This window comes from Maribacter sp. 4G9 (assembly GCF_002742265.1).
Lineage (GTDB): Bacteria > Bacteroidota > Bacteroidia > Flavobacteriales > Flavobacteriaceae > Maribacter.
Map to the genome: position 1 here is coordinate 1 of NZ_MDGL01000108.1, position 12962 is coordinate 12962.

Here is a 12962-nt window from a genome sequence, read left to right on the forward strand (position 1 = left end):
GCGGATGCAATTCTGGATCGTCTGGTACACACAGCTCACAGAATCAACATTAAAGGAGAATCAATGCGAAAAAAACTAAAAAATAAACAGTAAATTTAATCACAAAGGAATCGATTTTGAGCACTTAGTTTGCTATGCTCACTTTCATCCGTTTTAGGTGGTTCACTTTGACCGTCCTATCCAATAAATCTTAGAAAAAACAAATTATAACGAGTAATGGCCGAAAAACCCAAGGTACACTTAGAATATATCGAAATAGAGAAGGAAAACTATTTTAAAATAGCTAATTACGATTCCATGCGTCCGTTTTTCATGAGCATCGTAAGTGATTCAAACCATTGGATGTTCATCTCCAGTAATGGCGGATTGACCGCTGGCCGTAAAAATTCTGAATACGCCCTATTTCCTTACTACACGGATGATAAAATCACAGAATCTGCAGAAATAACGGGGAGCAAGACCATTCTTAGGGTTAAAAGGGACGATACGGTGTGGGTATGGGAACCCTTTTCCAATTTGGGGAAGACCCCCTACAACATCACTAGGAACCTGTATAAAAATCGGTACGGAAACAAAATAATTTTTGAAGAAACCAACCAAAATCTTCAATTGACTTTTTCCTATCAGTGGAATTCAAGTAACCGCTATGGTTTTGTGCGCAAGGCCCAAATTGGGAACAACAGCGATTCAAAAGTTGAAATTTCCGTTTTGGACGGAATCCAAAATGTGCTTCCATACGGCGTGGGAAGCTATACCCAGACCAATTCAAGCAATTTGGTCGATGCCTACAAGCGAAACGAAATTTTGAAAGATTCCGGTATGGGCATTTACGCTTTGAGCGCCATCATTGTTGACAAGGCCGAACCCAGCGAAGCCCTAAAAGCCAATGTGGTGTGGTCCCTAGGTCTTGACAATCCGCATTATTTGGTCTCCTCCCTTCAATTGGATGATTTTAGAAATACAGGTGCCATATGCGAGGAAACCGACGTTAAGGCAGAAAAAGGGGCCTATTTCATTAATGCCGAGATTTCCTTGAACCCAAATTCAAGCAAAGATTGGCAATTGATCGCAAATGTAAATCAAGACCATAGTGCCATAATTGCCCTGTCCAAAAGCATAAAGGAGGATAAAGATCTGTTCAAAAAAATACGGGACGATATAGATTTGGGCACGAATAACCTAATAAGACTTTGTGCGGCTTCGGATGGTCTACAGGCCACAAAGGATATTTTAAGGGATACCAGGCATTTTTCCAATACCTTATTCAATATTATGCGTGGGGGCATTTTTGATAACAATTACACCATTGAAAAATGGGATTATACAACCTACCTCCAAAATGCCAATAAAAAAGTTGCGGAAAAACATGCCAAAACAATAGAATCCTTACCGGAGTCCTTTTCTGTCAACGATCTAAAAACTGTAGCGGAATCAAGTGACGATGTACATTTTAAGCGACTTTGCCTGGAATACCTACCCCTAAAATTTAGCCGAAGGCACGGTGATCCTAGTCGGCCTTGGAACCGTTTCTCGATCAATACCAGAAACGAGCTGGACGGGTCAAAAATTTTGGATTACGAAGGCAATTGGCGTGACATCTTTCAAAACTGGGAAGCCCTTTCCAGGTCCTATCCCGTGTTTTTGGAAGGTATGATCCATAAATTTTTGAATGCATCGACCTTTGACGGATACAATCCCTATAGGGTAACCAAAAGCGGTTTTGACTGGGAAATCATTGAACCGGAAGACCCATGGAGTTATATAGGGTATTGGGGGGACCATCAGATCATCTATCTGCTTAAATTCTTGGAAAGCTATGAAAGCCACAATCCAAAAGCCTTGGAAAAGCTTTTTGACCAAGAGGTATTTGTCTATGCCAACGTTCCGTATAAAATAAAGTCGTACAACCAGCTTTTGGAAAATCCTAAGGATACCATCGTTTTTGATGAGGAATCCGATAGGGAAATCAGAAAACACCGAGAGAAAATGGGTGCCGACGGTGCCTTGCTACTAGATGCTTCGGGCAACATTGCCAGTGCCAATTTTATAGAAAAGATTTTGGCTACCACCCTAACAAAACTATCCAATTTCATTCCAGAAGGCGGAATATGGATGAACACCCAACGTCCGGAATGGAACGATGCGAACAATGCTTTGGTAGGAAACGGCGTTTCAATGGTTACCCTGTACTATTTACGGCGATTTTTGAGCTTTTTTCAACTGGTATTTGAAAAAGCCGAAGGAAGCAAGATTTCCATTTCCGTAGAGCGTTACCAATTTTTCGATTCCGTCGCCAAAACTTTAGCGGCCCATAAAGAAGCTTTGGCCCGCCCTATAGATAATAAAACCCGAAAAAATATCTTGGATGGACTTGGAAAAGCTGGAAACGATTTTAGGAAGAACATCTACGAGAATTCCTTTTCTGGGAAAAAGAAGGAACTACATATTGCGGAACTTCAATCATTTACGTTAAATGCCCTTGAATTTTTAGAGCACTCCATAAACGCCAATGAAAGAAAGGATGGGCTGTACCACGCCTATAATTTGATGTCTGTTGAAGCCAGTGACGGAATATCCATTGCCTATCTCGAAGAAATGCTGGAAGGCCAGGTCGCCGTTTTGAGTTCTGGTTATTTATCCTCTAAGGCAGCCTTGAAGGTACTCGACTCACTTAAACGAAGTAAACTTTTTAGGGAAGACCAATACAGTTATTTGTTATACCCAAACAAAAACCTTCCGTTGTTTTTAGAGAAAAATAACATTCCCAAAGCATCGGTACAAAAATCGAAATTACTTACCAAGCTTGTTGAAGACGGCAATAAAGAGTTGATTGTGGAATCGGTTGACGGTACCTACCATTTTAATGGCAACTTCAACAATGGGAATGATGTCGCCAAAGCATTGGATTCCCTAGACCGTTCCCTCTATGGAACTTTGTGGGAGTTGGAGAGGACATACGTGCTTCAAGTTTTTGAAGACGTATTCAACCACAAGGCGTTTACCGGCAGGTCAGGTACCTTTTACGGCTATGAAGGCCTTGGCTCCATTTATTGGCACATGGTCTCAAAACTGTTACTGGCCGTACAGGAATGCTGTCTTAAAGCCATTCATGAAGGGGCTGGTGACGAAATCGTTGGGAAGTTGTTGGCGCATTTGTACGAAATCAACGAAGGTATAGGGGTACACAAGCCCCCTACCCTTTATGGTGCTTTCCCTACTGACCCCTACTCGCATACTCCTGCCGGCAAGGGTGCCCAACAACCAGGGATGACCGGTCAGGTGAAGGAAGATATTTTAAGCCGATTTGGGGAGCTTGGAGTTTTTGTCATAGATGGGAATTTGTGTTTTGATCCTTGCCTATTGCGCAAAAGTGAGTTTCTCGAAAAAGCTAAAACATTCGAATACATCGGTTTGGATGGCACCCAAAAAGAATTTGAAATCCCTGCAAATTCATTGGTGTTCACCTATTGTCAAGTTCCTATTTTCTATACCCTGGCCGAAAGTGATTCGGTAAAAATCAAATTTACGGATGATACGGAAAAATCCTTGGCTTCCCTTTGTTTAGATATTGAAGTTTCCAAAGCCATTTTCAAACGTGATGGAACAATCTCTAAAATTGAGGTGTTTCTTAATCCTTCCCGATTAAAATGAAGGTCATGAAAATAAAACATAACATATTACTAATCAGCATATTGCTTTTAATTTCATGCAAGGAAAAAGTGAAGGAAAAACCTACTCAGCAACAAAAACAAGAACTACAAGTGACGGCAGAACAAATATTGGGAAATCCTGAATATCAAGCCATTTCATATGGAGGATACCGAAAGAATTCACGCGATATCCAACCCACAATTTCCCAATTGAAAGAAGATATGCGCCTATTGTATGCCATGGGCATTCGAATCCTTCGAACCTATAATGTCCAGTTGGCACATGCTTCAAACGTGTTAAAGGCTATTAGAGAATTAAAACAAGAGGACGAAAAATTTGAAATGTACGTGATGCTGGGTGCATGGATCGATTGTAAAAACGCATGGACGGGCAAACCTGTGAACCACGATATCGAAAGTGAACAAAATGCCAATGAAATTAAGCGCGCCGTTGACTTGGCCAATACGTATCAAGATATTGTAAAGGTCATAGCAGTGGGTAACGAGGCCATGGTGAAATGGGCCGAGTCCTATTATGTGCAACCGGGTATCATTTTAAAATGGGTGAACCATTTACAGGACTTAAAAAAAGACGGACAACTTCCCGCTGATTTATGGATTACAAGTTCGGATAATTTTGCCTCATGGGGCGGTGGTGGTGCGGAATACCATGTCAAAGACTTGGATGAATTGATCAAGGCCGTTGACTACATATCGGTACATACCTACCCCATGCACGATACCCATTACAATCCGCAGTTTTGGGGCATTACCAAGGAAGAAGAATCCCTTTCAAAGACAGAGAAGATCAACGTAGCTATGAAACGTGCCTTGGAATATGCCAAATCCCAATACGGGAATGTGGTGACCTACATGAAAAATTTGGATGTTGACAAACCTGTACATATTGGCGAAACGGGCTGGGCAAGCCATTCAGAAGGGTTATATGGCGCGGAAGGCTCAAGGGCATGCGATGAATATAAAGCGGCCGTCTATTACGGGCTGATGCGCGAGTGGACCCAAGAAGAAAATATTTCATGCTTTTATTTTGAAGCGTTTGACGAACCCTGGAAGGATTCCGCAAACCCAAAAGGTTCAGAAAACCATTTTGGCCTTTTTACGGTAGATGGAAGCACGAAACTTGCCCTTTGGGATCTTGTCGATGAGGGAACCTTTGAAGGAATGAAAAGGGATGGAAACCCGATAACAAAAACCTATGGTGGTGACTTGGACAAACTTATGAAAGAGGTTGTCTTGCCCCCTATCAATTTTAACATTAGCAACTAAAACCAACCAAACGATATGAGTGCAACAAACGAATTAGTAGCGGTAAGAAAAGTAGCCCTTGGACAAAAAGTGGCCTTTGGCATAGGCATGTTCGCCAATCAGATGTTCCCGGCAATATTGGGAATATTCATGGTAGTGTTGGTACAGGATTTGGGATTTCCCGGCTGGATGTGGTCATTGATTTATTTTTTTCCCAGAATTTTCGATTCAATTACTGATCCAATTATGGGCTTTATTTCTGACAACACAAAATCAAAATGGGGTCGCCGACGCCAATATGTTCTCATTGGCGGAATCATTATGGGCATTGCGTATATATTTATGTGGCAATTGTATAAGGACAATACCCTAGAATATAATTTTTGGTATTTCTTTATATGGTCCATCGTATTTTATTTGGGGCTAACCTTCTTTAGCGTACCGTATGTAGCCATGGGTTACGAGATGAGCGATGATTTCCACGAACGCACGAATATTATGGCCGTGGCCCAATGGATCGGGCAGTGGGCCTGGGTAATAGCCCCATGGTTCTGGATTATTATGTATGACCCAACTTGGTTTCCCTCCGCGGACGTTGCGGTCAGGAAACTTGCCATCTGGGTCGCAATACCCTGTGCATTAGCGGCCATAGTGCCCGCAATTTTCATTAAGAGCAAATCTACACTACATGAAGATTACGAACCTTTGAACGCTGCAAATATTGGGGGTAGTTTAATGAAAATACTCAAAAGCTTCAAGGAAGCGTTTAAAATACCTGAATTTAGAAAAATCTGTGGTGCCACATTTTTAATATTTAATGCCTTCAATACCGTGGCGGCATTGACTTTCTTTGTTATCGTGTACAAACTTTTTAATGGTGATGCGGAGGCAACTGGTATTTGGGTTGCATTATTTGGATGTCTGGGTGCGTTAGGAACCACATTCATTGTCATACCGATCGTGGCTTGGATGTCAAAACAAATGGGAAAGAAAAGAGCATTTATACTCGCCCAGGCAATTTCAGTTATAGGGTACATTATGCTTTACTTTTTGTTCGTACCCGGCAAACCATGGCTGTATATTATAGGTTTGCCATTTTTCTCGTTTGGGATTGGAAGCCTATTCACCATCATGATGTCCATGACCGCCGATGTCATCGATATTGATGAATTGAATTCCGGAAAGCGGCGAGAAGGAATTTTTGGCGCGATTTATTGGTGGATGGTAAAAGTTGGTTTTGCCTTGGCCGGGGCATTGAGTGGGGCAATCATTGCCTTTGTAGAATTCAATCCTGAGTTGGCGACGACCGAGCAACAAGGTGCGGTAGATGGCCTTCATGCTTTCTTCTGCTTTTTTCCTATGGTAGGAACTTTGGTCGCTATGTGGATTATGCGTAATTATAATGTATCAGAGGAGCGGGCTAATGAAATTCGTGCCGCCTTGGAAGCCCGAAAAAATACTGCAAAAACCTAAAAATATGTCATCAGGAAGAAAAGAAAAATTCTTGTCACTTGCCTCATTGGATTATCATGGGAAGAGCGAGGAGGAATTAAAAACCTTGGCAAGGAAAGTTTTGGAAGAAGGGATGCACGGACTCTGCTTTAGTCCGTATGTTGAAGGCCAAAAACCTGGTGATCAACTCAGTGATGCACAAATAAGAAGAAGAATAGAGATTATTAGGCCTTACACCCAATGGGTGCGCTCATTTTCATGTACGGAGGGGAATGAAAACATTCCACGCATTGCCAAGGAATACGGACTAAAAACCTTAGTGGGTGCTTGGCTTGGCAATGACCAAGAGGTGAACGAAAAAGAATTGGCAGGTTTGAAGGCACTAAACAAAGAAGGGGTCATTGACATAGCAGCGGTGGGCAATGAAGTCATGTATCGAGGTGACCTTACCGAAGATGAATTATTGCATTATATAAAAAGGGCCAAAAAAACAATTACAGATATTCCGGTAGGTTATGTGGATGCCTACTACGAATTCAGGGACAGACCTAAAATTGCCGATGTTTGTGATATTATCTTGGCCAATTGCTATCCCTTTTGGGAAGGCTGTGATTTGGATTATTCCTTGCTCTACATGAAAGATATGCTACGTCAAGCGGAAAGGGCCGGAAATGGAAAAAGGGTCATCATTACGGAAACCGGATGGCCAAGCAAGGGCAGTAAATTAGAGGGTGCCCATCCGTCGTACAGTAATTATTTGAAATACTTTATCAATACCCAACAATGGTCTCGTGAAGAAGGAATTGAAATTTTCTATTTTTCCTCGTTCGATGAATCCTGGAAAGTTGGATCTGAAGGTGATGTTGGTGCCTACTGGGGGCTTTGGGATACGAATGAACGTTTGAAATTTTAGTAAACAAAAGGGCAACGCCAATTTCTACAGCGGCATTCCCCGGTATTCAAATTCCAAAGTAAGTTTTATTTTTTGGGTGCACCCATCTAGATTTATTGATATTAATGACTGTAGCGAGTTATCTTTATTTTTCAAGAGTAAGGAATTATGATAATAGGTCATAAAAACATTTCAAAAATTAAAAATTTAAACAATCTTAGACCTATCTTGACATTTCCATTCTAGCAACCATGGGTTTACATCATATAACAACAATTGTTTTTACAGCCATTTTTTGTGTTTTGGGGACCTACCACCTCCTTTCATATTTTATACTAAAACATAGAATTTTACTATACTATAGTATTCTAATTTTTGGCTTGGCACTTCATTGGAGCCTATATTTTTTTATAGAAGGTTCCTTTGGTCCGGACCTAGCAAGTTTTGCCCTTTATGCTTCCTTGATTACTGCAATGCTTACCACATTTGGATTGCTAAGGTTTACCCAGAATTATTTAAATATAACAGGGAAAGATTTCCCTAGGTTACATAAAACCTATAGGTTTCTAACTGCTTTGGTAATTTGCTTACCTATTTTGCATGTATTCAATATACTCACCGCTAAAAACATATGGTTTAATGGTATTCTTGAACTGCTGGCCGCATTTACAGCATTAGCTTCCGTAATTGTAAATATCGTTTCCGGGATTCTTTTGTTTAAAACAAATAAGTTCAATACATATTATTTATATGCAAATACCCCTTTATTATTATCCGGAATATTATATATAGCCACTTGGTTGTCCATGGATTATTTGCCATTGGATAGGGAATTTGTTGTCTTGATTTGCTCTATTTTGATTACGCTTCAATTAATACTCTTTTCTATACTAATTGGCTATAAATTCAAATATATAGAAGATGAAAATGCAAAAATGCAAGTAAAAGCCAATGAGATATTAAAAATTGAGGTTGACAAGCAAACCAAAAATCTTCAAATAGCCAAACAGAGGTTGGAAAATCAAAATGGCGAGTTGATCAAAGTAAATAAACTTAAAAACAAACTCTTCTCTTTGATTACCCATGATGTACGAGCACCTTTAATCAACTTAAAGCAGATTGTTGATATCATGGAAAATGAAATAGTAGATGAAAAAATGAAAATGTTCACCGGTAAGTTAAAAAGTGATATTTCGTATAAAATTACTATGGTGAACGGACTTTTACAATGGTCTTACCAGCAATTGGAAGGGGTTACCTTGAACAAGCAGGAATGTGATTTACAGTCAACTTTTTACTCCATTAAAAAGGAATTTGAAAAAATGGCGAATGATAAACAAATCGATATAGAAATTAATGTCTCATGCAAGACCATTTTTATTGATAAAAATATGCTTTTGGTCGTGCTGAGAAACCTCACTTCCAATGCCATTAAATTTAGTGAAAATGGTCAAAAAATTGTGCTTTGGTCCAAATGTAGTCCCGAAGGTATTGACGTTGGAGTTCAAGATTATGGGGTTGGAATGCATGTGGGTTGGCATGAAAATGTCGAACAAAAAAATACCCCAAAAACCAGTCTGGGTACCGATGGAGAAAAAGGAACTGGTTTTGGACTAATAATAGCAAAAGACTTCACTGAAATGAACGGCGGCCAACTAGTTTGTGAAAGTATAAATGGAAAGGGAACTAATTTTATTTTACGCATTCCTAGGCAAAAGGTAGTGATGTAGTTTGTTCTTGCGATTTTCTTCAATCTTTTTGGGAAGCATGAACAAGTATCTGGTGAATATAAACAGTACTTGACAAAATGATTTTTTATGAGTGCGTTTTTATTCGATTAGCCCACATATAAAAAATTTTTAAGGACTGGAATTTATAAAGGCAGTTCGCTATTGCTAGCCACTATTTTGATTGTCAGGAAATTAAGATTTAAAGAGTCCCATTAAATGACTATTGTTGTAATTTAAAGCTAAGCTTTAATATCTAAGTGCGAAAGGCCTAAATTGAAGGGATTAGCGGATTTGGAGAATCCTTTTACATCGCTATTGTTGCAAATTAAAGCTAAGCTTTAATTTAGCTAAAAGCGAAAGGTTTTCTTAAGAAAGTAAACTTTCTACGAAAACCTTTATCGCTTTAGCTTGTCGGGATGACAGACCGCATTTAGCTTAGTCAAATACTTTATTTTCAATTAGTTAAACGTTGAAATCCTGAATAAATCCCTTTGTGGACACCAACATACAAGAAGTAACTAAAGAACGTAGATTTTAAGTGTTTTTACGGACGTAAAAATACTAAGAAAATAATTGCGCCGGTAACATTTTTTATAGTTCAGATTGAAGGATATATTCAAATACAAAACAGTTCTGAGAAAGGTTCGTTTTTCGGAACTCTTCTCGGCAAAGCGAGTTTTTGGTTGAGTTATAATAGTTTTGTCACTGTCAAAATACATCATATTTAATGCTTACCACAGAAAATTAGAAATACACAACAAGAACAATTAAGATTACAACAAAGATAAGATAATTCTTACATGTTTAATTAGGTTTGTGCTTTGAAATCGAAATAAACTTCCAGCATGAGCATAAAAACCAACCTTACCTTTGCAATCCTAATCTTTGGCCTATTTGTCACTCGAACGCACCCTCTCCTTGTAGCTGCTGATAAGAAATCTTTCGGAACGACACATACAATCACCGCGGAATCCGAAAAAGAAAATAAAAAATCATCTCTAGTGTCTAACAATGTTAGACTATTTGCCAGCGGTATGAGCAACGAAAATGCGAGAACACCCCATCTGGTTTTTATAGATAAGTCTCTTGATGATTATGAAGTATTAGCGCGGAGTATTTCATTACCTAACTCCAAAATTATTCTTCTGGACCCAAAAAACTTTGAGGGAATAGTTAAAATGACCGAGGAAATCCAAAAATACGAAGGGCTTCAGTCCATTCATATTGTGGGCCATGCGAAGCAAGCAGAATTGACCATAGGTTCAGATAGTTTTTGGCAAGATGATCTAAATATGATCTCGAAGGAGCTAAATTCATGGAAAGACCATATTTCTGCTGATGCCGATTTATTCCTTTACGGATGCTCCTTAGCGGAGACCACTCAAGGCAAAAAAACCGTTGACTTAATGTCCTCACTTACTGGTATGGATGTGACGGCTTCAACCAATTTAACAGGACACGCCTCCTTAAACGCCGATTGGGATTTGGAGTATAGTACAGGTCCAATAGAATCGTCCATTGCTTTTTCAGAAAAAGTTAAAAGCTACGCATATACGCTACAGTCTTTGACATTTGCCGATTTAAGAAATTTTGAAGAGGTGGATGAAGGATCGGCAGGTGATGGTATTTGGACGTATCCTGATGGCACCGGGCGAACTGCATTTCAATCTAATAATACAAGTCAACCGGTTTATTTGTTAAGCGCCGAATCTGGATATTTAAATGAAGTCTTCAAGGGAACGATAACTGTTAATTCTGGTGAGACAGACAATGACGATATTGGTTTTGCTTTTGGTTTTAATGGTGTAAACGATACCTATATTTGGTCTTGGGACAATGCTGGGGTCAATATGGGAGTAAGAAGCGGTGGCGCCCATCTATTGTATTATAAAAACCAGTCATCGAGTTTTTCTTCCGTACCAGGTACATTAATAGCCCAAGGACCAAATAATGATCCTTGGTCCCCGGGCGTAACCTATCAGGTCGAGATTCTTTATACCGCAGATAATATACGTGTAAAAGTAAACGGGGTTGAAAAATTCAACGTTTCTGCGGCTGACGCTGGCGTTGCCCAGTTCCCCCCGGGAAGGTTCGGCTTTTACAACTACTCGCAGGGTAATGTTACTTTTGGCAATATCCAGAATGCACCCGCTTCGGATGAACCAATACCACCATCCGCACAGGACGATTCTTATGGCACATCCCCGAATACGACCCTGAACGTAGACTTTATAAGTGGTATCCTTAGTAACGACTATGATGCAAACCTCGATGATTTTACCATAGTCCAAGTTTCAGACGTTAGTAATGGTAGTTTAACATTAGATACCAACGATGGTAGTTTCACCTATGTGCCAACAACCGATTATGAAGGTGTAGATTCCTTCACTTACAAATTGGTACAAGATGATAATGGTGCAGAGTCAGCCGTAAGAACGGTTACCATTGGAGTCATCAGTAGTAATCAATCTCCCACGGATATCCAGTTGTCAAATGCATCGATTAGTGAAGGAGCCACTGAGAATACGAATATCGGAACGCTCACCACTACGGATGTGAACAATCCAGATGATCAACATGATTACTCCCTAGCTGATAACGGAGGTGGAAGGTTCACGGTAAATGGTAATAGTTTGGTCGTGGCGAATTCTTCGCTTTTAACCCCTGGTGATTACAATATTACGGTACGTTCTACCGATCTTTTTGGGGCATCCACAACCAAAGTATTTACGATTACAGTCGTTAATAATGACAAACCTACAAGTGCAGATGGTCAGGTTCAAATGGACAGCGGTTCCAACTATTTTTTCGGTAGTAGTGATTTTTCCTTCAATGATACCGATGGTGATACCTTTGGTGGAATAAGTATTGTAACGGCGGAAACGGCCGGTGACTTGGAATACGAGGGGTCCGACGTATTTGATGGAACTTTGATCAGCGATATATCCCTTTTAAACTTTATTTCCCCATCCGGTTCACTTGGTGACCCCTATGCTGGCTTTACTTTCAGGGTAGTTGATTCCCGAGGTGGTATCAGCACCTCTTCGTACAACATGAATATTGAAGTACAAGACAATGTGAACCCTACCGCTATAGCACAAAATGTAGTTGTGCTGTTGGATGCTTCGGGAACTGGTTCTACAACTGCAGAACTTGTGGATAATGGTTCAAACGATGATTTTGGAATTGCATCTTTAGAGCTGGATAAAACAGATTTCAATTGTTCCGATGTTGCAACTAACCCTAACATAGTTACCTTGACGGTGACAGATAATAATGGTAATACATCAACTGCAAATGCAGAAGTTACGGTACAGGACCAGATCGATCCAGTGGCCATAAGCCAAGATATTACCGTACAGTTGGATGCCAGTGGAAATGCCGTGATTGTACCAGCTGATATGAATAATGGTTCAACCGATAACTGTTCTTTGACCGCACTTGCCCTTGATCGTACCGATTTTACATGTGCGGATATAGGTGAGAATACCGTGACCTTAACGGTTACCGACATAGCCGGAAATAGCAATGCAACCACAGCTGTTGTGACAGTAGAAGATGCCAGTCCTCCCACACTAATTACACAAGATATTACCTTAAACTTAGATGAAAATGGTTTACTTACCATAGCTCCTGAGAACATTATCAGTAGTTCCGATGATAATTGCGAAGTGACCAATACCGCACTAGACCGCACGAATTTTGACTGTGCAGATATAGGTCAGTATACTATAACGATTACCTTGACCGATGCTAACGGTCTCATGACGACAGATACGGCGGTGCTCACAGTTGCCGGAGATGATAATGATGGTGATTTAATGGCTGACCAATGTGATACGGATGATGACAACGACGGAACGCCAGATACGGATGACGACTTCCCGTTGGATGAAAACGAGGACACCGATACCGATGGTGACGGAACAGGCGATAACGCAGATACCGATGACGACAACGACGGTACTCCAG

Annotated in this window: 7 protein-coding genes; all 7 read left to right on the plus strand. The window is 40.2% G+C overall.

Annotated elements, in window-relative coordinates; all coding sequences use genetic code 11:
* Positions 1 to 93: ATP-binding protein (locus tag BFP75_RS22120; protein ID WP_240531739.1), on the plus strand; the 93-nt coding region annotated here is incomplete at its 5' end.
* A 123-nt stretch (positions 94 to 216) separates the two neighbouring features.
* Complete coding sequence (locus BFP75_RS10910; RefSeq protein ID WP_099545433.1) at positions 217 to 3651, plus strand: hypothetical protein; 3435 nt, start codon at positions 217 to 219, stop codon at positions 3649 to 3651.
* A 5-nt stretch (positions 3652 to 3656) separates the two neighbouring features.
* Positions 3657 to 4937, plus strand: a complete 1281-nt coding sequence (locus tag BFP75_RS10915; RefSeq protein WP_123803406.1) for a glycosyl hydrolase family 17 — start codon at positions 3657 to 3659, stop codon at positions 4935 to 4937.
* Between the two features lie 15 nt (positions 4938 to 4952).
* Positions 4953 to 6389, plus strand: coding sequence for an MFS transporter (locus BFP75_RS10920; RefSeq protein ID WP_099545435.1), 1437 nt, complete (start codon positions 4953 to 4955; stop codon positions 6387 to 6389).
* A gap of 4 nt (positions 6390 to 6393) precedes the next feature.
* Complete coding sequence (locus BFP75_RS10925) at positions 6394 to 7281, plus strand: glycosyl hydrolase family 17 protein (RefSeq protein WP_099545437.1); 888 nt, start codon at positions 6394 to 6396, stop codon at positions 7279 to 7281.
* Between the two features lie 230 nt (positions 7282 to 7511).
* Entirely contained in the window at positions 7512 to 8990 is a 1479-nt protein-coding gene (locus BFP75_RS10930) for a sensor histidine kinase (protein WP_099545436.1), read from the plus strand.
* 845 nt (positions 8991 to 9835) lie between these two features.
* Positions 9836 to 12962 (plus strand): DUF4347 domain-containing protein (locus BFP75_RS10935; RefSeq protein WP_123803408.1); only part of this gene is annotated, 3127 nt, incomplete at its 3' end.